The sequence below is a fragment of the Pseudomonas sp. DSV-1 genome (genome assembly GCF_035830915.1).
GTDB lineage: Bacteria > Pseudomonadota > Gammaproteobacteria > Pseudomonadales > Pseudomonadaceae > Aquipseudomonas.
Map to the genome: position 1 here is coordinate 1,212,976 of NZ_JAYMYG010000001.1, position 25,906 is coordinate 1,238,881.

General features: G+C 56.6%; 23 protein-coding genes and 6 tRNA genes. 22 read left to right on the top strand and 7 right to left on the bottom strand.

The window, feature by feature from the left end; genetic code table 11:
- Window positions 1-90: 90 nt before the first annotated feature.
- Window positions 91-909, bottom strand: a complete 819-nt coding sequence (gene ppsR, locus VSQ83_RS05780) for a posphoenolpyruvate synthetase regulatory kinase/phosphorylase PpsR (protein ID WP_133075707.1) — start codon at window positions 907-909, stop codon at window positions 91-93.
- 176 nt (window positions 910-1,085) lie between these two features.
- On the opposite strand from ppsR, the gene ppsA reads away from it, so the two are divergent.
- The 9 genes from ppsA to VSQ83_RS05825 all read left to right on the top strand — a co-directional run bounded on the left by ppsA (window position 1,086) and on the right by VSQ83_RS05825 (window position 10,119).
- Window positions 1,086-3,461 carry a phosphoenolpyruvate synthase gene (gene ppsA / locus VSQ83_RS05785; RefSeq protein WP_133075706.1) on the top strand — a complete coding sequence of 792 codons (2,376 nt, stop codon included), beginning with the start codon at window positions 1,086-1,088 and terminating at the stop codon, window positions 3,459-3,461.
- Between the two features lie 102 nt (window positions 3,462-3,563).
- On the top strand, window positions 3,564-4,508 hold the full coding sequence (locus VSQ83_RS05790; protein WP_133075705.1) for an alpha/beta fold hydrolase: 945 nt from the start codon (window positions 3,564-3,566) through the stop codon (window positions 4,506-4,508).
- 49 nt (window positions 4,509-4,557) lie between these two features.
- The gene (gene rraA, locus VSQ83_RS05795; protein WP_133075704.1) at window positions 4,558-5,049 is read left to right on the top strand and encodes a ribonuclease E activity regulator RraA; all 492 of its coding nucleotides are present in this window, start codon (window positions 4,558-4,560) and stop codon (window positions 5,047-5,049) included.
- A gap of 24 nt (window positions 5,050-5,073) precedes the next feature.
- A complete protein-coding gene (locus VSQ83_RS05800) occupies window positions 5,074-6,069 on the top strand; it encodes a CorA family divalent cation transporter (protein ID WP_133075703.1) in 996 nt (331 codons plus the stop codon).
- A gap of 63 nt (window positions 6,070-6,132) precedes the next feature.
- Complete coding sequence (locus VSQ83_RS05805; RefSeq protein ID WP_019827671.1) at window positions 6,133-6,378, top strand: hypothetical protein; 246 nt, start codon at window positions 6,133-6,135, stop codon at window positions 6,376-6,378.
- 2 nt (window positions 6,379-6,380) lie between these two features.
- Entirely contained in the window at window positions 6,381-7,205 is an 825-nt protein-coding gene (locus VSQ83_RS05810; protein ID WP_016779913.1) for a mechanosensitive ion channel family protein, read from the top strand.
- A gap of 91 nt (window positions 7,206-7,296) precedes the next feature.
- A complete protein-coding gene (gene sigX / locus VSQ83_RS05815) occupies window positions 7,297-7,887 on the top strand; it encodes an RNA polymerase sigma factor SigX (RefSeq protein ID WP_029611289.1) in 591 nt (196 codons plus the stop codon).
- A gap of 106 nt (window positions 7,888-7,993) precedes the next feature.
- Window positions 7,994-8,971 (top strand): OmpA family protein, encoded by a 978-nt coding sequence (locus tag VSQ83_RS05820; protein WP_048358833.1) that lies wholly within the window; start codon window positions 7,994-7,996, stop codon window positions 8,969-8,971.
- Between the two features lie 122 nt (window positions 8,972-9,093).
- Window positions 9,094-10,119 carry a quinone-dependent dihydroorotate dehydrogenase gene (locus tag VSQ83_RS05825; protein WP_326425658.1) on the top strand — a complete coding sequence of 342 codons (1,026 nt, stop codon included), beginning with the start codon at window positions 9,094-9,096 and terminating at the stop codon, window positions 10,117-10,119.
- A gap of 116 nt (window positions 10,120-10,235) precedes the next feature.
- Here the strand turns inward: VSQ83_RS05825 and rmf are convergent, their stop codons facing one another.
- Entirely contained in the window at window positions 10,236-10,451 is a 216-nt protein-coding gene (gene rmf / locus VSQ83_RS05830; RefSeq protein WP_095003125.1) for a ribosome modulation factor, read from the bottom strand.
- Window positions 10,452-10,991: 540 nt separating this feature from the next.
- Between rmf and rlmKL the strand changes: the two genes are divergently transcribed.
- Window positions 10,992-13,262 carry a bifunctional 23S rRNA (guanine(2069)-N(7))-methyltransferase RlmK/23S rRNA (guanine(2445)-N(2))-methyltransferase RlmL gene (rlmKL, locus tag VSQ83_RS05835; protein ID WP_133075701.1) on the top strand — a complete coding sequence of 757 codons (2,271 nt, stop codon included), beginning with the start codon at window positions 10,992-10,994 and terminating at the stop codon, window positions 13,260-13,262.
- A gap of 138 nt (window positions 13,263-13,400) precedes the next feature.
- Here the strand turns inward: rlmKL and dacB are convergent, their stop codons facing one another.
- Window positions 13,401-14,867, bottom strand: a complete 1,467-nt coding sequence (gene dacB / locus VSQ83_RS05840) for a D-alanyl-D-alanine carboxypeptidase/D-alanyl-D-alanine endopeptidase (protein WP_326425661.1) — start codon at window positions 14,865-14,867, stop codon at window positions 13,401-13,403.
- A 232-nt stretch (window positions 14,868-15,099) separates the two neighbouring features.
- On the opposite strand from dacB, the gene VSQ83_RS05845 reads away from it, so the two are divergent.
- The gene (locus VSQ83_RS05845) at window positions 15,100-15,444 is read left to right on the top strand and encodes a YggL family protein (protein ID WP_019827656.1); all 345 of its coding nucleotides are present in this window, start codon (window positions 15,100-15,102) and stop codon (window positions 15,442-15,444) included.
- Between the two features lie 218 nt (window positions 15,445-15,662).
- Here the strand turns inward: VSQ83_RS05845 and VSQ83_RS05850 are convergent, their stop codons facing one another.
- Window positions 15,663-16,421, bottom strand: coding sequence for a hypothetical protein (locus tag VSQ83_RS05850; protein WP_219260692.1), 759 nt, complete (start codon window positions 16,419-16,421; stop codon window positions 15,663-15,665).
- Window positions 16,422-16,753: 332 nt separating this feature from the next.
- Here VSQ83_RS05850 and VSQ83_RS05855 point away from each other — a divergent pair.
- The 9 genes from VSQ83_RS05855 (at window position 16,754) to VSQ83_RS05895 (ending at window position 20,427) form a co-directional block, all read left to right on the top strand.
- A tRNA-Glu gene (locus VSQ83_RS05855) sits at window positions 16,754-16,829 on the top strand.
- A gap of 2 nt (window positions 16,830-16,831) precedes the next feature.
- Window positions 16,832-16,907: transfer RNA gene (locus tag VSQ83_RS05860), tRNA-Gly, on the top strand.
- A 101-nt stretch (window positions 16,908-17,008) separates the two neighbouring features.
- Window positions 17,009-17,084 (top strand) — tRNA-Glu (locus VSQ83_RS05865).
- A 5-nt stretch (window positions 17,085-17,089) separates the two neighbouring features.
- Window positions 17,090-17,165: transfer RNA gene (locus tag VSQ83_RS05870), tRNA-Gly, on the top strand.
- Window positions 17,166-17,266: 101 nt separating this feature from the next.
- Window positions 17,267-17,342 (top strand) — tRNA-Glu (locus VSQ83_RS05875).
- Window positions 17,343-17,347: 5 nt separating this feature from the next.
- Window positions 17,348-17,423: transfer RNA gene (locus tag VSQ83_RS05880), tRNA-Gly, on the top strand.
- 281 nt (window positions 17,424-17,704) lie between these two features.
- A complete protein-coding gene (locus tag VSQ83_RS05885; RefSeq protein ID WP_326425665.1) occupies window positions 17,705-18,727 on the top strand; it encodes an ABC transporter substrate-binding protein in 1,023 nt (340 codons plus the stop codon).
- A 21-nt stretch (window positions 18,728-18,748) separates the two neighbouring features.
- On the top strand, window positions 18,749-19,597 hold the full coding sequence (locus VSQ83_RS05890) for an ABC transporter permease (RefSeq protein WP_326398317.1): 849 nt from the start codon (window positions 18,749-18,751) through the stop codon (window positions 19,595-19,597).
- On the top strand, window positions 19,597-20,427 hold the full coding sequence (locus VSQ83_RS05895; protein ID WP_326425668.1) for a quaternary amine ABC transporter ATP-binding protein: 831 nt from the start codon (window positions 19,597-19,599) through the stop codon (window positions 20,425-20,427). The genes VSQ83_RS05890 and VSQ83_RS05895 overlap by 1 nt, the downstream gene beginning before the upstream one ends.
- A 14-nt stretch (window positions 20,428-20,441) precedes the next feature.
- Here VSQ83_RS05895 and VSQ83_RS05900 read toward each other — a convergent pair whose 3' ends face one another.
- Window positions 20,442-21,068, bottom strand: a complete 627-nt coding sequence (locus tag VSQ83_RS05900) for an alanyl-tRNA editing protein (RefSeq protein WP_133075695.1) — start codon at window positions 21,066-21,068, stop codon at window positions 20,442-20,444.
- Between the two features lie 87 nt (window positions 21,069-21,155).
- Between VSQ83_RS05900 and VSQ83_RS05905 the strand changes: the two genes are divergently transcribed.
- Complete coding sequence (locus VSQ83_RS05905) at window positions 21,156-22,112, top strand: LysR family transcriptional regulator (protein WP_133075694.1); 957 nt, start codon at window positions 21,156-21,158, stop codon at window positions 22,110-22,112.
- A 49-nt stretch (window positions 22,113-22,161) separates the two neighbouring features.
- Here the strand turns inward: VSQ83_RS05905 and VSQ83_RS05910 are convergent, their stop codons facing one another.
- Both VSQ83_RS05910 and VSQ83_RS05915 read right to left on the bottom strand, forming a co-directional pair.
- Window positions 22,162-22,578: a PA2817 family protein gene (locus tag VSQ83_RS05910; protein ID WP_133075693.1), complete on the bottom strand. Its 417-nt coding sequence runs from the start codon at window positions 22,576-22,578 to the stop codon at window positions 22,162-22,164.
- 63 nt (window positions 22,579-22,641) lie between these two features.
- Window positions 22,642-25,089 (bottom strand): acyl-CoA dehydrogenase, encoded by a 2,448-nt coding sequence (locus VSQ83_RS05915; protein ID WP_326425671.1) that lies wholly within the window; start codon window positions 25,087-25,089, stop codon window positions 22,642-22,644.
- Window positions 25,090-25,240: 151 nt separating this feature from the next.
- On the opposite strand from VSQ83_RS05915, the gene VSQ83_RS05920 reads away from it, so the two are divergent.
- Entirely contained in the window at window positions 25,241-25,867 is a 627-nt protein-coding gene (locus VSQ83_RS05920; protein ID WP_133075691.1) for a glutathione S-transferase family protein, read from the top strand.
- The last annotated feature ends 39 nt before the right edge of the window (window positions 25,868-25,906 follow it).

A 25,906-nucleotide genomic window follows, 5' to 3' on the forward strand; every position in this document is an offset into this window, starting at 1 on the left:
GCCGAAGGCTGCGATAAGGGCCGAATGACCTTGAGGGTCGCTTCGCAACCCATCGCAGCCTGCGGCAGCGACTACAGGTTGATGCAGAACTTACTTGAACCGCCGCTCCACGCCTTTTTCGACCAGGATCTTGGCCGAGATTTCTTCAACCGAGAAATGCGTGGAGTTGATGTGCGGGATGTTTTCGCGCTGGAACAGGCGTTCGACTTCTCGGACTTCAAATTCGCACTGGGCAAAACTGGAGTAGCGGCTGTTGGGCTTGCGTTCGTTGCGAATGGCGGTCAAACGGTCCGGATCGATCGTCAGCCCGAACAGCTTGTGTTTGTGTTCACGCAGGGCCGCAGGCAGCTTGAGGCTTTCCATGTCGTCATCGGTCAGCGGGTAGTTGGCCGCGCGGATGCCGAATTGCATGGCCATGTACAGACATGTAGGGGTTTTGCCGCAGCGCGACACGCCCACCAGAATCAGGTCGGCCTTGTCGTATTTGTGGGTGCGGGCGCCGTCGTCGTTGTCGAGGGCGAAGTTCACCGCCTCGATACGCTCCATGTAGTTGGAGTTGTGGCCAATGGAGTGGGATTTTCCCACCGAATACGAGGAATGCTCGCCCAGTGCCTGCTCCAGCGGGGCCAGGAAGCTGGAGAAGATGTCGATCATGAAACCATTGGACGTGGCGAGGATCTCGCGAATGTCCTGATTGACGATAGTGTCGAAAATTATCGGGCTATAACCGTCTTTTTCGGCGGCGATATCGATTTGTTGTACCATTGCCCGCGCTTTGTCCACGCTGTCTATATAAGGGCGCGTGAACTTGCTGAAGGTCACATTTTCGAATTGAGCCAACAAACTTTGGCCCAGGGTTTCGGCAGTTATGCCCGTGCCATCGGAGATAAAGAAAGCAGATCGTTTCATTTGCGCCTGGGGCCTTAAGCTGGTGACGATTCTTGGATATGATAGGCGCGCTTTTGTCGCGCTACATGACAGGCAGTGTCACTTATTTTCCGGGTCCAGGCCACAATCGCTGCGATGACTCATGATGAGTATTCAGCGCCCTGAGCTTTTCCAACACAGTTAGTGGAGAGATCACCTTGGTAGAGTACGTAGTTTCCCTCGATAAGCTCGGCGTCCATGATGTAGAGCACGTAGGGGGCAAGAACGCATCCCTCGGCGAGATGATCAGTAATCTTGCAGGCGCTGGTGTTTCAGTTCCAGGTGGCTTCGCCACTACTTCTCAGGCATATCGTGATTTTCTTGAACTGAGCGGTTTGAACGACCAGATCCATGCTGCGCTGGATGCGCTCGATGTTGATGACGTTAATGCCCTGGCCAAAACCGGTGCCCAGATCCGTCAATGGATCATGGAAGCCGAGTTCCCGGAGAAGCTTAACGCCGAAATTCGTACCGCCTTCGCTGCTCTGTCCCAGGGCAATCCGGACATGGCCGTTGCCGTGCGTTCCTCGGCCACCGCCGAAGACTTGCCGGACGCGTCCTTTGCCGGTCAGCAAGAAACCTTCCTGAACATCCGTGGCGTTGAAAACGTGATTCGTGCGGCCAAGGAGGTTTTTGCCTCCCTGTTCAACGACCGTGCAATTTCCTACCGAGTGCATCAGGGCTTTGACCATAAACTGGTCGCTCTGTCGGCTGGCGTACAGCGCATGGTGCGCTCTGAAACCGGCACTGCAGGCGTGATGTTCACCCTGGATACCGAGTCGGGCTTTCGCGATGTAGTGTTCATTACCGGCGCCTACGGCCTGGGTGAAACCGTCGTACAAGGCGCGGTAAACCCGGATGAGTTCTACGTTCACAAGCAAACCCTCGAAGCTGGCCGCCCTGCGATTTTGCGTCGCAACCTGGGCAGCAAAGCCATCAAGATGATCTACGGCGACGAAGCGAAGGCCGGCAAGTCGGTCAAGGTGATCGACGTTGATAAAGCCGAGCGCGCACGCTTCTGCCTGACCGACGCTGAAGTCAGCGAACTGGCCAAGCAAGCGATGATCATCGAGAAGCACTACAAGTGTCCGATGGACATTGAGTGGGCCAAAGACGGCGATGACGGCAAGCTGTACATCGTTCAGGCCCGCCCTGAAACCGTGAAGAGCCGCAGCGCCGGCAATGTCATGGAGCGCTACCTGCTCAAGGAAACCGGTACGGTACTGGCTGAAGGCCGTGCCATTGGCCAGCGTATTGGCGCGGGCAAGGTTCGCATCATCAAGGACGTGTCGGAAATGGACAAAGTCCAGCCAGGCGACGTGCTTGTATCGGACATGACCGACCCGGACTGGGAACCCGTGATGAAGCGCGCGAGCGCCATCGTGACCAACCGTGGCGGTCGTACCTGCCATGCGGCGATCATCGCTCGCGAACTGGGTATTCCGGCCGTGGTGGGTTGCGGCAACGCCACCCAACTGCTGAAAGACGGCCAGGGCGTTACCGTGTCGTGTGCTGAAGGCGATACCGGGTTCATCTTCGAAGGCGAACTGGGCTTCGACATCAAGAAGAACTCCGTGGATGCCATGCCGGATCTGCCGTTCAAAATCATGATGAACGTCGGCAACCCGGACCGCGCCTTTGACTTCGCACAGCTGCCGAACGCCGGTGTGGGCCTGGCCCGCCTGGAGTTCATCATCAACCGCATGATCGGTGTGCACCCTAAAGCGCTGCTGAACTACGATGGCCTGCCTCAGGAAATCAAGGACAGCGTCGACAAGCGCATTGCGGGCTACAACGATCCGGTTGGCTTCTATGTAGAGAAGCTGGTTGAAGGCATCAGCACCTTGGCTGGCGCGTTCACACCGAAGAAAGTGATTGTGCGTCTGTCGGACTTCAAGTCCAACGAATACGCGAATTTGATTGGCGGCAAGCTGTACGAACCGGAAGAAGAAAACCCGATGCTGGGCTTCCGCGGTGCTTCGCGTTACATCAGCGAAAACTTCCGTGATTGCTTTGAACTCGAGTGCCGTGCGCTCAAGCGTGTGCGCAACGAGATGGGCTTTACCAACGTCGAAATCATGGTGCCGTTCGTACGTACCCTGGGTGAAGCGAGCCAGGTCATCGACCTGCTGGCTGAAAACGGCCTCAAGCGCGGCGAAAACGGCCTGCGCATCATCATGATGTGCGAACTGCCGTCCAACGCGATTCTGGCTGAAGAGTTCCTCGAGTTCTTCGACGGTTTCTCCATTGGCTCCAACGACCTGACTCAGCTCACCCTGGGCCTGGACCGCGACTCGGGTGTGATCGCGCACCTGTTTGACGAGCGCAACCCTGCCGTTAAAAAGCTGCTGTCCAACGCCATTCAGGCGTGCAACAAGGCTGGCAAATACATCGGCATTTGCGGTCAGGGCCCATCCGATCACCCGGACCTCGCGCTGTGGTTGATGGAGCAGGGCATCGAAAGCGTGTCGCTGAACCCGGACTCCGTGCTGGAAACCTGGTTCTTCCTGGCAGAAGGCCAAGCTCAGGCTTGAGTCGTTGAGCGAGGAGCAGGGTAGCCGTCAGGGCTGCCCTGCTCTTTATAGGCGGTAGGGCGAGTTCCTGTGTGAAGTCGCCCTTTTTTGTGCAAGAGCATTATGCAAAGCAGCAGTCTCCTTTTTCCCGTTGCCCTGATCAGCGCTGAGCGTCGGGGCGATCTGAGCGAAGATGTTTATCGCTTGAAGCCTGCCAACAGCCCGGATATTTCCGTTGAGCTGGTGGTCACTCGACTGGGAATGGCCGACGACACTCAGGTGCGTGGTGTGCCGGTCATTCTGTTACATGGCAGCTTTTCCAACCGGCGTTTTTGGTACTCGCCCAAAGGCGTAGGGTTGGGGGCATTTTTGGCCCGTGCCGGTTTTGATGTATGGCTGCCTGAAATGCGCGGTCATGGCCTTTCGTCGCGCAATATTGCCTGGAACAAGAACCGTGTTGCGGATTACGCCCGGTACGATTTGCCGGCCATTGCAGCGTTTGTCCGTGAACAGAGCGGGCAAGTTGCGCACTGGATCGGCCACTCCCAGGGCGCCATCAGTTTGGCGGCAGCCCTTGGCGGACAGTATCTGGACGATAAGGACGTCGCGTCGGCAGCGTTTTTCGGCTGTCAGATCAATCGTCGTTATTGGTCGCTGAAAATCCCGCCGGTGCAGTGGGGGGCTTATTTGTTGTTGAAGCGATTTGCGCAACTGTCGGGCACACGACTCAAGCGTGGCCCGGAAGACGAGCCGATCAGCATTGCCCTTGAAACACTGCGCTGGAACGGCTTTATGGGGCGCTTCAAGGACGCCGAGCGAGATTGGTGGGCCGGGCTGGCCGAAGTTCAGATCCCGTCGCTGGTGGTGGCAGCCGTGGGCGATCGGCAAACGCCGCAATGGGCTTGCCGCAAATTGTTCGATCAGTTGGGTGGCGAGCAGCGCAGGTTCGTGGCGCTTGGCCGCGAACATGGCTTCAGCTCTGACTTCAGCCATGTTGAAATGCTGGTCAGCCAGCCTGCCCAGCAGGAAGTGTGGCCGTTGGTGCGCAGTTGGTTGAACGAACTTTAGTGCTATCGTTGTTCTCTCTGCTGTGCCCACTCTGAACAGGAGCTTTCTCGTGAATCACTACATCACTCCCGATCTGTGCGATGCCTACCCTGAGCTAGTGCAAGTGCTTGAACCGATGTTCAGCAACTTTGGCGGGCGCGACTCCTTTGGTGGCGAGATCGTGACCATCAAGTGCTTCGAGGACAATTCGCGCGTCAAGGAGCAGGCCGAACTCAACGGGCAGGGCAAAGTACTGGTAGTTGATGGCGGTGGTTCTCTGCGCCATGCCTTGCTGGGCGACATGATTGCCGAGAAAGCCGCGAAAAATGGCTGGGAAGGGATCGTGATTTACGGCTGTATCCGCGATGTCGATGTGCTCGCGCAAACCGATCTGGGCGTGCAGGCTCTGGCCAGTCACCCGCTCAAGAGCATCAGGCGCGGTGTGGGGGATGTGAATGTGCCGGTCACGTTTGCCGGTGTCACGTTCCGCCCCGGAGAATTCATTTATGCCGACAACAATGGCGTTATCATTTCGCCCACGGCTCTGAAAATACCGGCCTAAAGGCAATACCACTAAGGATCACGGATGTTCGAGGACGAAAACGCTCAATGGGGGCTGGTGCATGCACTGGTATTGGATGGGGAAGGTGGTGCGCGTCCGATCGCACGTACCGAGCTGAACGATCTGCAGTTGCAGGCCCACGAAAGCATCTGGTTGCACTGGGATCGCAGTCATCCGCAGACCCAGAGCTGGTTGCGTGACTCGAGTGGTTTAAGTGATTTCAGCTGTGACTTGCTGCTTGAGGAAAACACCCGTCCGCGTTTAGTGCCTGTCCCCAACAATGAGCTGCTGCTGTTCATGCGCGGGGTCAACCTGAATCCGGGTGCAGAGCCTGAAGACATGGTTTCGCTGCGCATCTTTGGCAGCGCGCAGCGGGTGATCTCGCTGCGCATGCGTCCACTTCGGGCCACTGATGAACTGCTCGGTGAATTCTCCCAGGGCGAAGGTCCGAAAACCCCCTCTGAACTGATTCTTTATCTGGCACAGCACCTGACGTTGAAGGTGCAGGATTTGATCGGAGATCTGTCAGAAATCGTCGATGACGAAGAAGATAAGATAGATGCCGACGAACGGTATACCCCTGACCACAACTCCATTTTGCAGGTTCGACGACGGGCTGCCGCCTTGCGTCGTTTTCTGGCCCCGCAGCGGGATATTTTCGGCCAGCTCACGCGTACCAAATTACCGTGGTTCAGCGCCGATGATGCCGACTACTGGAACGAACTGAACAACAGCCTGACCCGTTATCTGGAGGAGCTTGAACTGACCCGCGAGCGCGTGGGGCTGGTGCTTGAGTCCGAAGACCGACGTTTGAACGTGCGCATGAGCCGCATCATGTATCGCTTCGGCGTACTCACCGGGATCTTTCTGCCGATCACGTTTATTACCGGTTTACTGGGGATCAATGTGGGGGGCGTTCCGTTCTCCAATGACTCTTATGGGTTTGCTGTGACGTGCGGTGTGATGCTGCTCATCGGGGTGGGGCAGTGGTGGTTTTATCGCCGACTGCAGTGGCTTTGAGTGAGCCTGATGTGACCTCGATAAATGTGCCTTCGTCTTTTACTGACTTACCGAGAGGTGCTTATGCACGATCCGTTTGAACAGTCCTTACGTGAAATGCTCAAGGCTCCTACGTCCAATCGTGACGACGACGCCTGCCTGGGTCGCGTACTGAAAACCGCCAACCGTCAGGTCGGCGCGGGAGATCTTTTCAGTCTGCTGGGGCGCTGGATGCAAGCACTGATGATTGCTTTGAATAGCGGTTCAGCTCATATTGCGCCCGTTTCGCGGCGCAAACCTGCTGCTCGCCCTGTTGATAAGGCTGATTGAACATGGAATTGAATGTCTGGACCCAGAGCCTGGTCGCGGCAATGACTGCCTTGTGGACTAAGATTGCGAACTTCATTCCCAACCTCTTCGGGGCGTTGGTGGTAGTACTGCTGGGCTTCGTGGTTGCAAAACTGCTCGATGCCCTGCTGTCCAAGCTGCTTGCCAAATTGGGCCTTGATCGCCTGATGGGTGGCACGGGCCTGACCAAAATATTGGCACGGGTCGGGATTCAAGTGCCGATCTCGACGCTGATCGGCAAGATCGTGTACTGGTTTGTGCTGCTGGTGTTCCTGGTTTCGGCGGCTCAGTCGCTGGGTCTTGATCGCGTTTCATCTGCGCTTGACCTGCTGACAGTGTATCTGCCCAAGGTGTTTGGTGCGTTGCTGGTCCTGTTGGCCGGCGTGCTGCTGGCACAGGTACTTAACGGCCTGGTTCGTGGCGCTGCCGAAAGTGTCGGTTTTGATTACGCCAGCGGGCTGGGCCGGGTGACTCAAGGCCTGGTCATTATCATCAGTATTTCGGTTGCCATCAGCCAGCTGGAGGTCAAAACCGACCTCCTGAACCATGTGATTGTGATTGTGTTGATTACCGTTGGTCTGGCCATTGCCTTGGCAATGGGGCTGGGCAGTCGGGAAATCGCGGGGCAGATACTTGCCGGCATCTATGTGCGTGAGCTGTATCAAGTTGGGCAGGAAGTCCGTGTGGGCGAGGTTGAAGGGCAGATCGAAGAGATTGGCACGGTTAAAACCACGTTGCTGACCGATGAGGGTGAGCTAGTCTCCATCTCGAATCGGATCTTGTTGGAGCAGCACGTAACCAGTCGCTGAGGCGGCAAACCCTGCTAATGTACGCCGCCGCAAAAAAGCCATGATTGATAGGCTGCGGCGGACATTGACCTGACTGCTGGCACAACTCGTTTTGAATAAAGCCCAATCGCTATCCATGCGCTACGACCCCCGCGAGCTCTCTGATGAGGAGCTGGTGGCGCGCTCGCATGATGAGTTGTTTCACGTGACGCGTGCTTATGAAGAGCTGATGCGGCGCTATCAACGTACTTTGTTCAACGTTTGTTCAAGGTATTTAGGGAACGATAGGGACGCTGATGATGTCTGTCAGGAAGTCATGCTGAAAGTGCTGTACGGTTTGAAGAATTTTGAAGGGAAGTCGAAATTCAAGACATGGCTATATAGCATCACTTACAACGAATGCATTACACAGTATCGAAAGGAACGGCGAAAGCGTCGCTTGATGGACGCATTAAGTATTGACCCCCTCGAGGAAGCGTCCGAAGAAAAGGCGCCGAAACCTGAGGAAAAGGGCGGACTTGATCGCTGGCTGGTGCATGTAAACCCGATTGATCGGGAAATTCTCGTGCTGCGTTTTGTCGCAGAACTGGAATTTCAGGAAATCGCGGACATAATGCATATGGGTTTGAGTGCGACAAAGATGCGTTACAAGCGCGCTCTAGATAAATTGCGTGAGAAATTTGCAGGTATTGCTGAAACTTAGTTCAGCGCAAATGGCTCTACGTGTAGGCAAGGTCTGATAGACTTGCCGCCGAGTTGTCCCCCGGTATGTGGGACTGCTTTACAATCACCAGATGGGGATTTAACGGATGAAACTGAAAAACACCTTGGGCATTGCCATTGGTTCCTTTGTAGCCGCAACTTCGTTCGGTGCCCTGGCACAAGGCCAAGGCGCGGTCGAGGGTGAACTGTTCTACAAAAAACAGTACAACGACAGCGTCAAGCACGTAGAAGACGGCTACAACCCAGGCGCATCGATCGGTTACTTCCTGACCGACGACGTTTCGTTGAACCTGACCTACGACAAAACCAACCACACCCGTTCGAATGACGGCACTGGCAACCAGAAAATCAAAGGCGACAACTTTGGTCTGAACGCTCAGTACCACTTCGGCACCGTAGGCGACGCTCTGCGTCCATACGTTTCCGGCGGTGTTGCTCACAAGAGCATGACCAACGTGATCGCAGACGGCCACAGCGGTCGTGACCAGTCGACTTTCCTGACTGCAGGCGCTGGTGTTAAGTGGTACATCACTGACAACCTGTTCGCCCGTGCTGGCGTTGAAGCTGACTACAAACTGGACAACGGCAAGTGGGACTACGCTCCTACCGTTGGTCTGGGTGTGAACTTCGGCGGCAACGGCGGTAAAGTCGCTCCTGCTCCAGTTCCAGCTCCAGCACCAATCGCTGAGCCAGAACCAGAAGCTCCAATCGCTGAAGTTGTTCGCGTTGAACTTGACGTGAAATTCGACTTCGACAAATCCAACGTTAAGCCGCAGTACGCAGCTGATATCAACAACGTTGCTGATTTCATGAAGCAGTACCCAGCTACTACCACCACTGTTGCTGGTTACACTGACAGCGTTGGTACCGATGCCTACAACCAGAAACTGTCGCAGCGTCGTGCTGACGCCGTTCGTGCAGCCCTGGTTAACCAAGGTGTTGCAGCTAACCGTGTAGACGCTGTCGGTCACGGTAAAGCCAACCCAGTTGCAAGCAACGCAACTGCAGAAGGCCGTGAACTGAACCGTCGCGTAGAAGCGACCGTTCAAGCAGAAGCTAAGTAATTATTTAGCTCGGCTGTTCAGAAAAACCCGGCTTAGGCCGGGTTTTTCTTTGCCTGTGATTTAGCGGTCCGCGCAGCTATAATCGCGCACTCTTCAAGTACCCCATTGAGTCCAATCAGCCCATGTATAACCTGGCCCGCCAGTTGCTCTTCAAACTCTCCCCTGAAACCTCTCACGATTTGTCCCTGGACTTGATCGGTGCGGGCGGCCGTCTTGGGCTCAACGGTTTGTTGTGCAAGGCGCCGGCAAGGCTGCCAGTGAAGGTCATGGGGCTCGATTTTCCGAACCCGGTCGGGCTGGCCGCAGGTCTGGACAAAAACGGTGCAGCCATTGATGGTTTTGCACAGTTGGGTTTTGGATTTGTCGAGATCGGCACGGTGACGCCGCGCCCTCAGCCAGGCAATCCCAAGCCACGCATTTTCCGACTGCCTGAAGCGCAGGCAATCATCAACCGCATGGGGTTTAACAACCTTGGGGTTGATCATTTGCTGACGCGGGTTCAGGCGGCCAAATACACCGGTATTCTGGGGATCAACATTGGCAAGAACTTCGACACGCCGGTAGAGCGCGCGGTCGATGACTACCTGATCTGCCTGGATAAGGTGTATGCCCACGCCAGTTATGTCACCGTAAACGTGAGTTCGCCCAATACTCCAGGCCTGCGCAGCCTGCAATTTGGCGATTCGCTCAAGCAGTTGCTTGAAGCCCTACAAGTGCGTCAGCACGAACTGACACAGCGTCACGGTAAGCGCGTACCGCTGGCAATCAAGATCGCACCTGACATGACCGACGAAGAAACCGTGCTCGTGGCTCAGGCGCTGCTTGAGACGGGTATGGACGCGGTCATTGCGACCAACACTACCCTGAGTCGCGTAGGTGTTGAGGGCATGGAACATGGCGACGAGGCTGGCGGCCTGTCGGGCGCGCCGGTGCGTGACAAGAGCACCCATACGGTCAAGGTGCTGGCAGGAGAGCTGGCAGGTCGTATGCCGATCATTGCGGCGGGCGGAATCACCGAAGGCAAGTACGCGGCTGAGAAAATCGCTGCGGGTGCGAGCCTGGTGCAGATTTACTCGGGTTTCATCTACAAGGGCCCGGCCCTGATTCGCGAATCCGTCGATGCCATTTCCGCCTTGGCGCGGTCATAAATCGGCAGGCAATAAAAAGGGCTCCCTGAGGAGCCCCTGGGCCGAAGCCCGCCGCCCGGATAGGACGGCATGGTTGAGTCATTGCATCTTCGAGGTGATGTCGGATTTGCCCAGAGTTAGCCGACGGCGTGAAGTTCGTTGAGTCTGTGGATGCCCGCAGTGCCAGTCATACCGTCCCAGTTGTCGCCGCGTCCTTCGCGCCAGCCGTTAATCCAGGCTTGGCGTACCGACGGTAGAGTAAAAGGGCAAAGCTCGCGGGATTTTCCATTAACACCGTATTGATATCCGCGTAAGAAAGCTTTTTCCAACGGATCACGCTTAAGTCTTCTCATAGGGTATTGCCCTCACTTGTTGACTGTTTTATTTAGCGTCGACCTTCTGAAGGTCGGGGCAGAGTGTTCTGCCGTTGGTGTGCTCGCTGCCGGCGTGGCGAGCAGTTCGTTATGGCCTGTGCGGCGATAACCTGAGTTGAGTTCTAACCAATGCGCCAAGGCGTGTGAATGATCGTTTTGTCATAAGCACGTAACGATATTGGTGTTATGGCCATAAGTAAGGTCGCTTTTCTGCTGCGAAATGCGACCAAAGCCTGTCAGGGCGAGTGTTTACAAATATGATGCGTTTCATTCTCCGCTGCGAATATCCCCCTGTTTTGCTGGGGCACTATTCGACGAAGGGTCTGAATATGACCAATTGTTTCTCGATGAATGACCTGCCTCTGCGTCTAAACTCTTCGTGCCTCAGGGCATGAAAAACGCATCGGTGGAACGGCACATTTTCGTGCCACACGAGCGCTCTTCAAGAAAAGCGCTTGATTGAAAACGGAGCAGGCAATGCGTTGCCTCTTCACTGATAGCTAAAAGCTCAGGAATCCCATGTCGGATCGTTACGAACTCTTCCTTACCTGCCCTAAAGGCCTTGAAGGCCTTCTCCTCGAAGAGGCCACCGGCCTTGGCCTTGAGGAAGCTCGCGAGCACACCTCGGCCATTCGTGGCATGGCAGATATGGAAACTGCCTACCGTTTGTGTCTATGGTCGCGCCTTGCCAACCGTGTGTTGCTGGTGCTCAAGCGTTTTCCGATGAAAGATGCGGAAGACCTGTACCACGGCGTTCTGGACATTGACTGGCATGACCACATGGTCCCGGATGGCACGCTGGCTGTTGAATTCAGCGGTCATGGTTCGGGTATCGACAACACGCACTTTGGTGCGTTGAAAGTAAAAGACGCAATCGTCGACAAGTTGCGTACGCCGTCTGGCGAGCGTCCGTCCATCGACAAGATCAGCCCGGACATTCGTATCCACCTGCGACTGGATCGCGGCGAAGCCATTCTGTCCCTGGACCTGTCAGGTCACAGCTTGCACCAGCGTGGCTACCGTCTGCAGCAAGGTGCTGCACCGCTGAAGGAAAACCTCGCGGCAGCCATCCTGATTCGTTCGGGCTGGCCACGTATGGCAGCCGAAGGCGCTGCCTTGGCTGACCCGATGTGTGGTGTGGGTACGTTCCTGGTTGAAGGCGCAATGATTGCTGCCGACATGGCGCCTAACCTGAACCGCATTCACTGGGGGTTCGATGCCTGGCTGGGCCATGTGCCGGCTATCTGGAAAAAACTTCATCAGGAAGCCACTGAGCGTGCAGAAGTCGGCATGGCCAAGCCGCCTCTGTGGATTCGTGGTTATGAAGCCGACCCGCGCCTGATCCAGCCTGCGCGCAATAACATCGAGCGCGCCGGTCTGAGCCACTGGATCAAGATTTACCAGGGCGAGGTTGCGACCTTCGAACCGCGTCCGGACCAGAACCAGAAAGGCCTGGTGATCTGCAACCCTCCGTACGGCGAGCGTCTGGGCGACGAGGCGAGCTTGCTCTATCTCTACCAGAACCTCGGCGAGCGTCTGCGTCAGGCTTGCTTGAACTGGGAGGCCGCGGTGTTTACCGGCGCTCCGGATCTGGGCAAGCGCATGGGGATTCGCAGCCACAAGCAGTACTCGTTCTGGAACGGCGCGTTGCCGTGCAAGCTGCTGTTGATCAAGGTTGTGCCGGATCAGTTTGTGACTGGTGAGCGACGTACGCCTGAGCAGCGTCAGATTGATCGCGAGCAGGCAGAGTCCGATCTGCCGTCGAACATCGAAGCGCCAGGTAAATACGAGAAGTTCAACAAGAACGGCAACCCGATCAAGCCAGTGCCGGTGGTGATCGAACAGCCGCGCTTGAGCGAGGGCGGGCAGATGTTTGCCAACCGCCTGCAAAAAAATCTCAAAGCGCTGAGCAAGTGGGTCAAGCGTGAAGGGATCGATTGCTATCGTGTCTACGACGCCGATATGCCGGAATATGCCATGGCGATCGACCTGTACCACGACTGGGTTCACGTTCAGGAGTATGTGGCACCGAAATCCATTGATCCGGAAAAAGCTTCGGCGCGCATGTTCGATGCCTTGGCAGCCATTCCCCAGGCGCTGAACATCGACAAGAGTCGTGTGATCGTCAAGCGTCGTGAGCGCCAGAGCGGCACCAAGCAGTACGAGCGTCAAAGTGCCCAGGGCAAGTTCACCGAGGTCAATGAAGGCGGTGTGAAGCTGCTGGTGAACCTCACGGACTATCTGGATACCGGTCTGTTCCTGGATCACCGCCCAATGCGCATGCGCATTCAGAAAGAGGCTGCAGGCAAGCGCTTCCTCAATCTGTACTGCTACACCGCGACCGCCAGCGTCCATGCTGCCAAGGGCGGTGCTCGCAGCACCACCAGCGTCGACTTGTCCAAGACTTATCTGGACTGGGCGCGCCGTAACCTGTCTCTGAACGGTTTTTCGGACAAAAACCGCCTGGAGCAGGGCGATGTGATGGTGTGGCTGGATGCCTGTCGTGAAGAGTACGACCTGATCTTTATTGATCCGCCGACCTTCTCCAACTCCAAGCGCATGGAAGGGATCTTCGATGTGCAGCGCGATCACGTGCAGTTGCTGGATCTGGCCATGGCGCGTCTGGCGCCGGGTGGGGTGCTGTATTTCTCGAACAACTTCCGCAAATTCATCCTCGATGAAAATCTGGAAGCGCGTTATGCCGTGGAAGAAATAACCGCCAGCACTATTGATCCGGACTTTGCCCGCAACAGCAAAATTCACCGTGCCTGGAAAATCATGGCCCGGTAATACCGGTGCTGTAAGGGTGGGGGCGGGCTTGTTCTCGATGGGCAGCTCGCAGTGTTGCCAGCGCGAGCAAGCCCGCCCCCATAAAAAAACGCCCCTGATCTTGCGATCAGGGGCGTTTTTTATTGCCTGGTCAACGCCTTACTGGGCTATGGAGACCGCACTGTTGGGGACTTGTGGCTGGCGATACAGATCGAGCAGCACTTGATCGAGAATGGCCGAGGCGCCCCACGGGCGAGGGTCGTTGAGGATGGCGACCACCGCCCAGGTATTGCCGTTGCTGTCGCGGCTAAATCCGGAAATGGCGCGCACTGTATTGAGTGTGCCGGTCTTGATGTGAGCCTGGCCGTTCATGGCGGTGGTTTTCAGGCGTTTGCGCATGGTGCCGTCTTTGCCGGCAATCGGCATGGAGCTGATGAATTCGGCAGCGTAGGGGCTTTGCCAGGCGGCCTGGAGCATCTGCGCCATTTCACGTGCGCTCACGCGTTCGGCCCGGGACAAGCCGGAACCGTTTTCCATGACCAGATGGGGTGCGGTGATGCCTTTTTTGGCCAGCCATTGGCGTACTACACGCTGTGCAGCTTTGGCGTCGTCACCGTCGGCGTCGTTGCGAAACTGTGCGCCCAGGCTCAGGAACAGCTGCTGGGCCATGGTGTTGTTACTGTATTTGTTGATGTCGCGAATGATTTCGGCCAGATCCGGAGAGAATGCCCGTGCCAGCAGTTTCGAGTTCTTCGGCACGCTGGCCTGGCGGTCCTGGCCTTGAATGCTGCCGCCCAGCTCTTTCCAGATGGCGCGTACAGCGCCGGCTGTGTAGGTCGCGTGATCAAGCAGGGACAAGTAGGTTTGCGAGTTGCAGCCGTCGGCCAGCTGTCCGCTCACGGTGACGAGTACCGAGCCGTCGGCTTGGGGTACCGGGTTGTAGCGCACGTCACCGGTGCATTGCTTGGCATTGACGGCCTTGACCTGATTGTCGATTTTGATGGTGGCAATCGGTGGTTCGACTGATATCAGGACTTTGCCCCCGTCGTTGCGGGCCACGAAGCGCAAGGCTTTAAGGTTGACCAGCAGCGAGTCGGGCTTGACCAGGAAGGGTTTGTTTTTATCGTTGCCGTCGTCGTTGAAGACGGGCAATTGCGGTTGATTGAAGAAGTTGCGATCAAGTATCAGGTCGCCGGTTACCTGTTGCACGCCATTGGCGCGCAGGTCGCGCATCAACAGCCATAGTTTTTCCATGTTCAGCTTGGGATCGCCGCCGCCCTTGAGGTAAAGGTTACCTTGCAGGATGCCGTTGTTCAGGGTGCCATCTGTGTAGAACTCGGTTTTCCACTGATGGGTGGGGCCGAGCATTTCCAGGGCCGCGTAAGTGGTCACCAGTTTCATGGTGGAGGCCGGGTTCATGGATGCATCGGCATTGAATACGGTTGGAATGCCCGGGCCGTTGAGCGGCAGAAGGACCAATGACAGTGCGTCGTTCTGCAGTTTATTGGTTTTGAGTGCTTGCTGAACTTTGGGCGAGAGCGTTGTGTTGACAGGGGCGGCGTTGGCGCCGAAGGCCAGTGGCAAAAGAAGACTGGCAAGAAGCAATGGCCGTAAAGATTTGATCATAAGAAGTAAAACCCTGCAGGCGAGGGAAAAAAATAAGAGGGATGATGAAAAGTTCCCTCAATGGTCTTAAAAGTGTTGGCATTATGCCCCAAGGTTGTTGGGCTTGTGCATCCACCTGTAACAGGGTTTGGCGGATTAAGTATAGAAAACGATGAACCGTTCACACGGAACCGGGCAAGCGTTGCCTTAAGCTGCTAAAGTGCCGCCCGTTATTACTTAAGAGGATTGTTCAATGGCTACTAATCGTTCCCAGCGTCTGCGCAAAAAACTGTGCGTTGATGAATTTCAGGAGTTGGGTTTTGAGCTGAACCTGGATTTCAAAGAAGACCTGTCGGAAGAGGCTATCGATGCATTCCTGGCAGACTTCCTGGCGCAAGCCATGGAAGCTAACGGCTTGGGTTATGTTGGCGGCGACGACTACGGTCTGGTTTGCCTGCAGAAGCGCGGCTCGGTCAGCGAAGAACAGCGTGCAGCTGTTGAATCCTGGTTGAAAGCGCGCCCAGAGCTGAGCAGCGTTGAAGTTAGCCCGCTGTTGGACGTGTGGTACCCGGAAAAGCCAATCAATCCGGTAGCCTGACGTCAAACGCAAAGGCGGCCCGAGCGGCTGCCTTTGTGTGTTACGCCCTCTGACCCGTCCCGGGTTTTGCAGCACATCCTTCCACTTTATTGCCCGCACTGATCTGCGTGATTTTTCGTGGGTGCCATTAACGTGTTCGGTCAGACACGTCGCGTCGCTTTTTATCGCGAGCACGCCCGCTCCCACAAGAGCGGTATTGATCACCCATTTTGGGTGCCTCAGTCGTAAATGGCTTTCTTCTTCCAGTCAGCATCCGCGTCGTCGGTTTTCAAGCCTTCAGTCAGTTCATTGACTTCACCTGTGGTCGGCTCAAGTGCGTTCAGCACCTGTGCGTTGGCGCGTGCAAGCTGGGTCTCGAAGTCCTTGATTTGTGCGTTGTACATGGCGGGTACCGGCTGCTTGCGCAAGTATTGCACCGCGCGCTCAAAAGCCAGGCGCGCCTGTGCGGGCTGATTCTTTTGCAGGGCGAGCTTGCCCAGGTTGTTGAAAAATTCGATATGCAGCACGACCAGCAAATTACGAATCTCTTTGATCCACTGCTTGGCTTCGTTGGTCGGTAAAAAACCATCCTGGGCCGCCCGGGTAATTTGCCCGTGCAGCGTTTCAAGCAAAAAGCGCACGTCTTTGGCTTTTGCTTCGCTCAGGACAGGGTTTGGCGGGTTGTTGACGGGGATAGACTCGCCTTTGGCAATCAGCCCGTTAAGCTCTGCAACTTGTGCTTTTAAAGCCGCACTGGATTTTTGCAGGAGCAGCAGGCGTTGCGTGGCATTGAGCTCAAGGCGCGTGAGCAGCAGCTTGAGGGCAGGGAACATCAACTGGCCGGGAAAGGTCTCGTTGACTTCGCTGCAGCGACGTATGCGGTCGTTGAGTTCGACCTTGAGTCGGGCTTTTTCCAGTTTGTTGTTTTCCACTACATGGTTCATGTAGACGATTGCGATCAGCAGTGCGATCCCGACGACGACAAGCAGGGCGATCATGGAGGGCGTCAACGTTAAAACCTCTTCTGAATGTGGGTGCGCTGTCTCGGTGAGGTCGGCGTGCCTGTCTATATAGAGAGGCTGGGAATAGGCGGGCAGCAATCTGCCATCACTGAGGTCGGGCCATCATAACCCCTTGTAGGGTGACGGAATATAGGCGCCAAGAGTTGGTCGACATACTGCGTAGGAAAGCGCCGAGAGAAGAGGGAAGTCATTGATTTCAATATATTTTCATATTGGGGTTGACGACTTTCAAATCCATCCCTAGAATGCGCGCCAATTGCAGCGTAAAGCGAACAGCCAAACGCATGTAACCAGTGAAGTTGTAGTGTGTCCCCTTCGTCTAGTGGCCTAGGACACCGCCCTTTCACGGCGGTAACAGGGGTTCGAGTCCCCTAGGGGACGCCATTGCGGGAATAGCTCAGTTGGTAGAGCACGACCTTGCCAAGGTCGGGGTCGCGAGTTCGAGTCTCGTTTCCCGCTCCATTTTTAAGCAGCTTCGCTTTCGGGCGGAGTTGAGTGAAAGCCAAGACATTAGCGTTAGTTAGTGATCTGGCACTGAAATGTACATGTACATTTCGGGCAACGTCCCCTTCGTCTAGTGGCCTAGGACACCGCCCTTTCACGGCGGTAACAGGGGTTCGAGTCCCCTAGGGGACGCCATTATTGCGGGAATAGCTCAGTTGGTAGAGCACGACCTTGCCAAGGTCGGGGTCGCGAGTTCGAGTCTCGTTTCCCGCTCCATTTTTAAGCAGCTTCGCTTTCGGGCGAGGTTGAGTGAAAGCCAAGACATTAGCATTAGTTAGTGATCTGGCACTGAAATGTACGTGTACATTTCGGGCAACGTCCCCTTCGTCTAGTGGCCTAGGACACCGCCCTTTCACGGCGGTAACAGGGGTTCGAGTCCCCTAGGGGACGCCATTATTGCGGGAATAGCTCAGTTGGTAGAGCACGACCTTGCCAAGGTCGGGGTCGCGAGTTCGAGTCTCGTTTCCCGCTCCAAATTTTGTTTTTTGGAGCTACGCAGTTTCAAAAAACACTCAGAAAGCAGCCCTAGGGCTGCTTTTTGCGTTTCCGGGTTTTGATTTCTGGCCCACCCCTCGCAATACATCTGCAACAAGGCTACGACCCGCATCCGTGCGAATGTTTGTGCCGCTCTCTTGAGTTCAGCAGCTACGCTGAAGACATCGCAACTCATATTTTCTCCGGCATTAAGCACTCTCGCAGGGAAGGCGACAGGCAAATTGCGTGCTCGGCGGCCCCTCCACAACCAGAGAATGCATATGTACAACCTTAAAAAGTGGCTCGTTGGATCACTGCTGGCATTTGGACTTGTCACCCAGCCAGTGTTGGCAGACAACTCGGGCGATCCCGTTCACTTTGGTGATATCACTTGGGAAAGCGGCAGCTTGATCACTGAAGTACTGCGTCTGATCACCGAAAAAGGCTACGGCGTAGCAACCGACACCTTGCCTGGCAGCACCGTAAGCCTGGAGGCTGCTCTGGCCAAGAATGATATTCAAGTGATCGGCGAAGAGTGGGCAGGGCGAAGCCCCGTGTGGATCAAGGCGGAGGCCGAAGGCAAGGTTTTCGGTCTGGGCGATATCGTCAAAAACGCTAGTGAAGGCTGGTGGGTGCCCGAGTATGTAATCAAGGGTGATCCGGAAAAAGGCATCAAGGCATTGGCTCCGGACCTGAAGTCAGTCAGCGATCTGGCCCGCTATAAAGAGGTGTTCCGTGATCAGGAGGACCCGACTCGTGGCCGCTTCCTTAATAGCCCCAGCGGTTGGACCTCCGAGACCGTCAACAGCCAAAAGCTCAAGGCCTATGGCCTGGACAAGGACTTCGTTAACTTTCGCACCGGTTCGGGCGCTGCGCTGGATGCCGAGATCAGCTCCTCGATCCGTCGTGGCAAACCGGTGCTGTTCTATTACTGGTCACCGACTCCGCTGATCGGGCGCTACAAGCTGATCAAGCTTGAAGAGCCGCCTTTTGATGCCGAAGCCTGGAAGACCCTGGCTGACGCCAATAACCCTGCTCCAAAGGGTACGCGCTCATTACCGGCAAAACTGGCCATTGGCGTATCGGCACCTTTCAAAGCCCAATACCCGCAGTTGGTCGAGTTCTATGAAAAGGTCGATTTCCCTATCGATTTACTCAACACCACCCTGGCCCGAATGAGCGAAAAACGCACCGAGCCGAGCAAGGCTGCTGAGGATTTCTTACGTGAGCAGCCGCAAATCTGGCATGCCTGGGTGACCCCGCAAGCGGCTGAAAAAGTCGATGCAGCGCTCAAATCCAAATAACTCACGGAGTACGGGCATTGCATGTTTCCTGACAATCTGACGTTTTCCATCGCAGGGTGGGTCAATGACGGGGTTGATGCACTGGTCAGCAACTACGGTGATGTGTTCCGGCATATCTCCGAGACTCTGCTGTGGGCCATCATCCACCTTGAGAACCTGCTGCGCATCACACCGTGGTGGCTGATGCTGGTCATCGTTGGGGCAATTGCCTGGCATGCCACACGCAAGATCCTCAGCACTCTGTTGATCGTCGGCCTGCTGTTTCTGGTAGGCGCAGTTGGGCTGTGGGACAAGCTGATGCAAACCCTGGCGCTGATGATGGTGGCCACGGTTATTTCGGTATTGCTGGGCATTCCCCTCGGGATTTTGGCCGCGCGCAGCAATCGACTGCGCTCGGTGTTGATGCCGCTGCTGGACATCATGCAGACCATGCCCAGTTTCGTGTACCTGATTCCTGTCCTGATGTTGTTTGGCCTGGGCAAGGTTCCGGCGATTTTTGCCACGGTCATTTATGCCGTACCGCCGCTGATCCGCTTGACCGATCTGGGTTTGCGCCAGGTTGATCGCGAGGTGATGGAGGCGATCAACGCATTCGGTGCCAACCCCTGGCAGCAACTGTTTGGCGTGCAATTGCCACTGGCCATGCCCAGCATCATGGCCGGTATTAACCAGACCACCATGATGGCATTGTCGATGGTAGTGATCGCTTCGATGATTGGTGCCCGGGGCTTGGGTGAGGATGTGCTGGTGGGTATTCAAACGCTCAATGTCGGCAAAGGCCTGGAAGCCGGACTGGCCATTGTCATTCTGGCAGTGGTGATCGATCGTATCACTCAAGCCTATGGGCGGCCTCGACGCGGAGGCCCGTAATGAGTGAGGTGGTGATCAACAAGATCGAAGTACGTCATGTATTCAAGGTGTTTGGCGGCCGTGATAAAGAAGTGATGGCCCTGATTCGTAAGGGTCGGACCAAGGACGAAGTCCTGGCAGCAACCGGTTGCGTTATCGGTATCAACGATCTGTCGCTGTCGATCCGAGCCGGTGAAGTGTTCGTCATCATGGGGTTGTCCGGCTCGGGCAAGTCCACTCTGGTGCGCCATCTGAACCGCTTGATCGACCCTACCAGCGGGCAGATTCTGGTGGATGGCGAAAACATCCTTGAATACGGCATGCCTGCCTTGCGCCAGTTTCGTCGGCAAAAAATCAGTATGGTGTTTCAAAATTTCGGCCTGTTACCCCATCGCAACGTGATCGAGAACGTGGCTTATGGTTTGAAGGTGCGGGGCGAGAGCAAGGTGCAATGCGAGGGGCGAGCCCGGCACTGGATCTCGATGGTCGGGCTGGAAGGCTATGAGCAAGCCTTTGTTCATCAACTGTCGGGGGGGATGCGTCAGCGTGTCGGGCTGGCCCGGGCGTTGGCGACGGATACCGACATCATTCTGATGGACGAAGCTTTCAGTGCCCTCGATCCGCTGATCCGTGCCGAGATGCAGGATCAGTTGCTGGAGTTGCAACGCACGCTGCAAAAAACCATCGTGTTCATCACCCATGACCTGGACGAGGCGTTACGTATCGGTAATCGCATCGCCGTGCTCAAGGACGGGCGCTTGATTCAGGTGGGCACCCCCCTGGAAATCCTGCAGTCCCCTGCGGATGACTACGTGGACCGCTTCGTCCAGCGCCGTCGCACCCGCATTTAGGCTGCTTGAATCGATCAGTTCAGATCGTAACGCACGGACAGCACGCCTTTCTTGAGGGTGACAGAAAGCACGTTGACCGCGACTAACTCGCCCAGAGAGCGAACATGGGTGCCGCCGCACGGATAGCTTGGCAAGTTTCCAAAGCCGACGGCGCGTTGACTGGATTCCAGATGAAGCTGGCGGGGTAAATCGGCATTGATCCAGTGCTCCAGTTGTTGCTGGATCGCTGGGGCTTCCAGTGGTTGGGCATCATCGCCAGGTGTGAAGCTGACCCGGCATTCGCCCGGCCAGTGATGTGCCTTGGTCGGCAGCCAGCCGGCCTGCTCACCGATCACTCCAATCAAGTGCCCGGCGCTATGCAGCCGTGCGTTGAGATGGCGGCGCGACGGGTCCACTTGCGCACGGGCAGGGCCAGGAGCAATGGCCCGGGTGACGTAATGCACGATGTTGTCTTGTTCTTGCAGCACCTTGACCACTTCACTGTCACCGATCAGGCCCAGGTCGCACGGCTGACCGCCGCCTTGCGGGTGAAAAGGGGTCGCTTGCACGGTAACGGCAAATCCGTCCTCGTGGGCGATGCAACTGATCACGTTAATGTCTGCAGTCAGTGCGTCATCGGTAAAAAAGAGGCGTTGGGTCATTGCTGTGTCCTGGTCGGTGTCTTTTTTTAGTATAGAGTTGCGCCTTGATCGTGATAATCCGCCTGAATTTCAATGGACCTGTGCGCTGTGAGCATAAATCTGCCGTTATCGTTGTTGGCCGAAATGGTGATGTTTGTGAAGGTAGTCGAGGCCGGGAGCTTCTCGGAAGTGGCGCGCCAGCTCGGCACCTCACCTTCTGCGGTCAGTCGCAGCGTATCGCGCCTGGAAAAAGCCCTGGCGATCCGCTTGCTGCAACGCACCACACGTAAATTACGTTTGAGCGATGATGGCGAAGAAGTATTCAAGCGGTGTTGTGAGGTGGCGGGTGCTGCCCAATCGGTGATGGATCTGAGCGGGCGTTTTACCCGCAGCGCCGAGGGCTTGATTCGGGTCAGTGTGCCCAAGGCCGTTGGGCGTTATGTGATTCATCCGCACATGCCCGAGTTTTTACGGCGCTACCCACAGGTCGATGTCCAGTTGATTCTGGAAGACCGCTATGTCGACCTGATTGATGACAACGTTGACCTGAGTATTCGTATCACTGACCAACCGCCACCCGGCCTGGTGGGGCGTCAACTGTTCCCGATCGAGCATGTGTTGTGTGCCACGCCAGCTTATTTGGCGGAGCACGGCACGCCGGCGCAGCCCGAGGATTTGCGTGGGCATAGCTGTATTTATCTGGGAGAGACACCTGCCGATGCACGGTGGAAATTCAAACAGGGCGCCAGGTCGGTGACCGTTGGAGTGCGTGGGCGCTATGCGGCCAACCACACCGGGGTACGGCTGGATGCGGTGTTACAGGATATCGGGATTGGTAGCCTGCCGTATTTCACGGCGCGTCAGGCTTTGGACCAAGGGCTGGTTGTTCGCGTATTGCCGGAATGGAATTTTATTGCTTCGTACCATGGCGGTGCGTGGCTGTTGCATGCCCCGTCGCGTTATTTGCCGCCAAAGATTCGTGTATTCATCGATTTTTTGGTCGAGCGACTGGCCTGGGAGCCGACCCTGGACATGTGGCGGGCACAGGATTCTGGCCACTCATAAAAAAGCCCGCCAGGTAAACCGGGCGGGCCTTGAGTATTGTACGTAGGAATCAGTGCTGTGTGCTGTCGTCGGAGACAGGCATCGCCATCAGTTGTTTTTCCTGGTTCCAGTCGAACGGTTCGTCGTTCAGTTCTGCTTCATGACGACGCTCTTCCAGCGCCTCATACATGTCCAGCTCTTCATCCGACAGGAAGTTGAAGCACGCACCGCCGAAGTACCAGAGCAGGTCACGCGGGACCAGGTGAGCGATCTGCGGGTAGCGCTCGATGACCTGGCACATGAGGTCCTGGCCCAGATACTGGCTATTGATCGGGTCAACCGGCAGCGAGCTGCGCATGTCGTCAAAGCGTTCCAGAAACAGGGCGTGGCTTTCCTCAGGGATCTGCTCAGCGTCACCGACAGCAACCAGGATGCTGCGCAGAATGTCGAGCAAGACAAGGTTGTGGTTCAGATCATTGGTGGCCATTGCGGGTGTCCTCTAGAGCAAAACGGGCGCGGGAGTATAAAGCCCCCGGCGCCCGCTGTCCCGTTATCGAATCTTTCCTTCGCTGTGGGTGAGTTCCTCTTTGGAGAAGTCATCCACATCAATCACCTTGCGTCGGGCAGCTTCAGCGGTGTGTAGCGCGTGTGCCTCGGCCGGTTGCAGTACACCGGCTTGCAGTGCGGCATCGATTGCCGATTCTCCCGCCCCCGGTTTTACCTGACCGCTTTTCAAGCCTTCATGGAGTTTTTTGTGCAGCGGACGTACTTCGTTCAGCAGGTCGCTGGCATGTTGCAGGGCGCCCACGGCGTCGTCTGGCGATTGCGGGCGATAGCAGCCCGCAAGCACTGCCTCTAGCGTTGGATCACCCTTGGCGCGACCCAAGACTGCGGCAACTTCGGCATCCAGCGCGTCCGACGGCCCGGTGTGGCGGCGGCCGAACGGGAACACGACGCCGCGCAGCAAAAAGCCCAGCGCGCGGCTCGGGAAGTTCTTCAGCAGTTCGTCCAGGGCGCGTTCGGCGTGGCCGAGGCTTTCTTCCATGGCCCATTTGAACAATGGGTTGAGGTGCTCCGGTGAATCCAGATCGTGGTAACGCTTGAGCGCGGCGCTGGCCAGGTACATATGGCTCAGCACATCACCCAGGCGCGCCGACAGGCGCTCGCGGCGTTTCAGTTCGCCGCCCAGCAGCATCATGCTCAGGTCGGCCAGCAGGGCAAAGGCTGCCGCCTGGCGGTTCAATGCCCGGAAGTAGCCCTGGCTCAGGGCATTGCCCGGCACATGCTCAAACCGCCCAAGGCCCAGGTTCAATACAAAGGTGCTGGCTTTATTGCTGATGGCAAAACCGATGTGCTTGAGCAACAGGTCGTCAAACTCCAGCAGCGCCTGATCCTTGTCTTCACGGCTGGCCAGGGCCATTTCCTTGAGTACAAAGGGGTGGCAGCGAATGGCGCCCTGACCGAAGATCATCAGGTTGCGCGACAGGATGTTCGCGCCTTCCACGGTGATGAAAATCGGCGCCCCCTGCCAGTTGCGCCCCAGGTAGTTGTTGGGCCCCATGATGATGCCCTTGCCGCCATGAACGTCCATGGCGTGGCTGATGCATTCACGGCCGCGCTCGGTCAGGTGGTACTTGAGTATCGCTGACAGTACCGAAGGTTTTTCCCCCAGGTCCACCGCGTTGGCGGTGAGCATGCGCGCGCTGTCCATCAACCAGGCGTTGCCGCCAATGCGCGCGAGTGCTTCCTGAATGCCTTCGAAGGCGGCCAGTGGCACATTGAATTGTTCGCGCACCTGGGCGTACTGCCCGGTCACCAGGCTGGTGAACTTGGCTGCGCCGGTGCCGACGGCCGGTAACGATATCGAGCGCCCGACCGACAGGCAGTTCATCAGCATCATCCAGCCCTTGCCGAGCATTTCCTGACCGCCAATCAGGTAATCCAGGGGGATAAATACGTCTTTGCCCGAGTTCGGGCCGTTCATGAACGCTGCGCCCAAAGGCAGGTGGCGGCGGCCAATCTCAACCCCGGGGGTGTCGGTGGGGATCAGCGCCAGGCTGATACCAAGGTCTTCCTTGTCGCCCAGCAGGTGTTCCGGGTCGTGGGCCTTGAATGCCAGGCCAAGCAGGGTGGCGACGGGCCCCAGGGTGATGTAGCGCTTCTCCCAGTTCAGGCGCAGACCGATCACTTCTTCGCCTTGCCACTGACCTTTGCAAATGATCCCGGTGTCGGGCATTGCCCCGGCATCGGAACCAGCCAGCGGACCTGTCAGGGCAAAGCAGGGGATGTCATCGCCACGGGCCAGGCGTGGGAGGTAGTGGTCACGTTGCTCGTCGGTGCCGTAATGCAGCAGCAGCTCGGCGGGGCCGAGGGAGTTGGGCACCATCACGGTGGAGGCGAGGTCGCCGCTGCGAGTGGCCAGCTTCATTGCGACCTGGGAGTGGGCGTACGCCGAGAAGCCCTTGCCACCGTAGGCTTTGGGGATGATCAGGGCGAAGAAACCGTGTTCCTTGATGTGCGCCCAGGCCTGCGGCGGCAAATCCATGGCTTGGCCGATCTCCCAATCGCTGACCATTGCGCACAGCTCTTCGGTGGGCCCGTCAATAAAGGCTTGTTCTTCTTCCGTGAGCTGAACTTTGGGATAGGCCAGAAGCTGGTTCCAGTCGGGGCGGCCGCTGAACAATTGGCCATCCCACCATACTGTGCCGGCGTCGATGGCATCACGCTCGGTTTGCGACATGGGGGGCAAGGTCTTCTGGAACCACTTGAACAGCGGAGCGGTAAACAGTTTGCGCCGAAGGTCTGGCAACAGCAGCAGGGCGGCAGGCGCTGCCAGCAACAGCCAAAGGATTGCCAGCAACCAGCCGGGCACATGGCCGATGACCCCCATGGCCAACAGGTAAACCGCGACAACAGCCAGGGTCGTCAGGGGGGCGATGCGGCGATGGGCCATATAGGCGATGCCAACAATCAGAACCAGTATCCACAACAACAGCATATTTAATCCTCCATGAAGCCAGGGGCGATAACTCTTGTGAGCTTAGTCGCAACTTCCGATCAAGGTTGTAAGGATAGTGACCTTGCGCTGGAGGCAGAGTTCGACATCCCGGCGTAGACTCCTTCGGCGTCTATCAACCAGGAGCCAGATCATGCTGAAAGTGTGGGGTCGCAAGAATTCGTCAAACGTGCGCAAGGCGTTGTGGTGTGTCGAAGAGTTGGCGTTGCCGTATAGCCGCGTAGAGGCGGGCGGTGCATTTGGAGTGGTCGACAGTCCTGAGTATCGATCGCTGAATCCTAACGGCCGGGTACCCATGATCGAAGAGGACGACGGCTTTGTTCTGTGGGAATCAAACGCCATCGTGCGTTACCTCACTGCCAGATATGGGTCAGACACGTCCTGGTATCCAACCGATGCCCGTGTGCGGGCTCAGGCTGACAAGTGGATGGACTGGACCAGTACCTCGTTTGCGGTCGAATTCCGTGCGGTGTTCTGGGGCGTTCTACGCACGCCTGCCGAGGAGCAGGACTGGGTGAAGATCAACGCGGCAATTAAAGCCTGCGATCAATTGCTGGCTGTTGCGGATCAGGCGCTGGCTGAAAAACCCTACCTGTCGGGTGATGAAATCGGCATGGGTGACATCCCGCTGGGATCCTTTATCTATGCCTGGTTTGAAATGCCCATCGAACGTGCGCACCTGCCGCACTTGAGTGCCTGGTATGAGCGCTTGAAGCAGCGTCCGGCCTATCGAAATGCAGTGATGACTGCGTTGACTTAATAGCCACTATTAATACGGGCGACTGTACTTGTGCGGCGA

Bases quoted from the DNA above. Each gene is read 5' to 3' on its own strand.
- VSQ83_RS05910 (WP_133075693.1), bottom strand. From the start codon at position 22,578: ATGGCCACCAATGATCTGAACCACAACCTTGTCTTGCTCGACATTCTG.
- VSQ83_RS05900 (WP_133075695.1), bottom strand. From the start codon at position 21,068: ATGACCCAACGCCTCTTTTTTACCGATGACGCACTGACTGCAGACATT.
- VSQ83_RS05800 (WP_133075703.1), top strand. From the start codon at position 5,074: ATGTTCGAGGACGAAAACGCTCAATGGGGGCTGGTGCATGCACTGGTA.
- ppsR (WP_133075707.1), bottom strand. From the start codon at position 909: ATGAAACGATCTGCTTTCTTTATCTCCGATGGCACGGGCATAACTGCC.
- VSQ83_RS05915 (WP_326425671.1), bottom strand. From the start codon at position 25,089: ATGCTGTTGTTGTGGATACTGGTTCTGATTGTTGGCATCGCCTATATG.
- VSQ83_RS05810 (WP_016779913.1), top strand. From the start codon at position 6,381: ATGGAATTGAATGTCTGGACCCAGAGCCTGGTCGCGGCAATGACTGCC.
- VSQ83_RS05850 (WP_219260692.1), bottom strand. From the start codon at position 16,421: ATGATCGCCCTGCTTGTCGTCGTCGGGATCGCACTGCTGATCGCAATC.
- rmf (WP_095003125.1), bottom strand. From the start codon at position 10,451: ATGAGAAGACTTAAGCGTGATCCGTTGGAAAAAGCTTTCTTACGCGGA.
- VSQ83_RS05920 (WP_133075691.1), top strand. From the start codon at position 25,241: ATGCTGAAAGTGTGGGGTCGCAAGAATTCGTCAAACGTGCGCAAGGCG.
- VSQ83_RS05825 (WP_326425658.1), top strand. From the start codon at position 9,094: ATGTATAACCTGGCCCGCCAGTTGCTCTTCAAACTCTCCCCTGAAACC.
- VSQ83_RS05845 (WP_019827656.1), top strand. From the start codon at position 15,100: ATGGCTACTAATCGTTCCCAGCGTCTGCGCAAAAAACTGTGCGTTGAT.
- VSQ83_RS05805 (WP_019827671.1), top strand. From the start codon at position 6,133: ATGCACGATCCGTTTGAACAGTCCTTACGTGAAATGCTCAAGGCTCCT.
- dacB (WP_326425661.1), bottom strand. From the start codon at position 14,867: ATGATCAAATCTTTACGGCCATTGCTTCTTGCCAGTCTTCTTTTGCCA.
- VSQ83_RS05890 (WP_326398317.1), top strand. From the start codon at position 18,749: ATGTTTCCTGACAATCTGACGTTTTCCATCGCAGGGTGGGTCAATGAC.
- VSQ83_RS05820 (WP_048358833.1), top strand. From the start codon at position 7,994: ATGAAACTGAAAAACACCTTGGGCATTGCCATTGGTTCCTTTGTAGCC.
- VSQ83_RS05790 (WP_133075705.1), top strand. From the start codon at position 3,564: ATGCAAAGCAGCAGTCTCCTTTTTCCCGTTGCCCTGATCAGCGCTGAG.
- rlmKL (WP_133075701.1), top strand. From the start codon at position 10,992: ATGTCGGATCGTTACGAACTCTTCCTTACCTGCCCTAAAGGCCTTGAA.
- VSQ83_RS05885 (WP_326425665.1), top strand. From the start codon at position 17,705: ATGTACAACCTTAAAAAGTGGCTCGTTGGATCACTGCTGGCATTTGGA.
- VSQ83_RS05895 (WP_326425668.1), top strand. From the start codon at position 19,597: ATGAGTGAGGTGGTGATCAACAAGATCGAAGTACGTCATGTATTCAAG.